This window comes from Streptomyces sp. AC627_RSS907 (assembly GCF_019049165.1).
Window position 1 is genome coordinate 1 of the sequence record NZ_JAGMUE010000470.1, and the last position, 614, is coordinate 614.

At 75.7% G+C, this 614-nt stretch carries 1 protein-coding gene; it reads left to right on the forward strand.

The genetic code is table 11. From position 1 onward, the window contains the following. Positions 1–42: 42 nt before the first annotated feature. Positions 43–614, forward strand: a 572-nt coding sequence (locus KUM32_RS36510; protein WP_217146187.1) for a LysR family transcriptional regulator, incomplete at its 3' end; no start/stop codon positions are given.

Consider the following 614-nt stretch of genomic DNA (forward strand, 5'->3'; position numbering starts at 1 on the left):
CGGGAGGACGGGCGGCACGGGCCCGCGCGAGGAGGGCTTGGCATGAGCGGCGTGGAGATCCGGGAGCTGGAGTGCTTCCTGGTGCTGAGCGAGGAGCTGCACTTCGGCCGGGCCGCCGAGCGGCTGTACGTGTCGCAGAGCCGGGTCAGTCAGTTGCTCGGCGCCCTGGAACGTCGGATCGGGGGGCGCCTGTTGGAGCGCACCAGCCGCCGGGTGTCCCTCACCCCGCTCGGCGAGGGCTTCCTGTCCGAGCTGCGGCCCAGCTACGAGGCGCTGCGCGCCACGGTGGAGCGGGCCCGCGCCAGCGCCCGGGGCGGCCTTGAGGGCACGCTGCGGGTGGGCTTCCTCGGCTCGGCCGACGAGCGCGTGATGGGGGCGCTCAGCGCCTTCCGCGAGCGCCACCCGCACTGCGAGGTGGCGCCGGTGGAGATACCGCTGGCCGACCCGTTCGGCGCCGTGCGGCGCGGCGACGTGGACGCCGCGATCGTCTGCCTGCCGGTGGCGGAGCCCGACCTCGTGATCGGGTCCGTCTTCTCGCGGCAGCCGCAGTTGCTCGCCGTACCGCTGGGCCACCCGCTGGCCGGGCGTGCCACGCTCGGCGCGGAGGAGCTGGC